Below are 392 nucleotides of genomic sequence, written 5' to 3' on the forward strand. Positions count from 1 at the left end.
CGCGGCGAGGTAGGCGTTGCCGTCGTCGACAATCAGCGTCTGCCGCCCGCGCACTTCGTGGCGCACCTCACCCCGCTGCAGCAGGGGGCGCAAGGGCTGGCGAACGCGCGAGCCGCGATAGCCGATCAGCACATGCGCGCCCTCGTCCAGTGCCGCGGGTGAGGCCGGAATGCCGACGCGATCCAGATATCCCGGTGCGGCGTAGACGCCCATTGGCAGTTCCGCCAGCTGGCGCGCGCGCAGGCTGGGCTCGCTGAGCGGGCCTCCGCGGATCACGCAGTCGACGTTCTCGTCGACCAGGTCCACCTTGCGATCGCTGGCGCCCAGATCGAGCTGGATCTCGGGATAGCGCGCCTGGAATTCCAGCAGTGCCGGCAACAGGACGAGACTGG

General features: G+C 69.6%; 1 protein-coding gene. It reads right to left on the reverse strand.

Translation table 11 applies throughout. The features are described 5' to 3' along the window. Positions 1–392 (reverse strand): LysR substrate-binding domain-containing protein (locus FLQ44_RS16375; protein WP_240801309.1); only part of this gene is annotated, 392 nt, incomplete at both ends.

This window comes from Vogesella mureinivorans (assembly GCF_007644035.1).
Taxonomy (GTDB): Bacteria; Pseudomonadota; Gammaproteobacteria; order Burkholderiales; family Chromobacteriaceae; genus Vogesella; species Vogesella mureinivorans.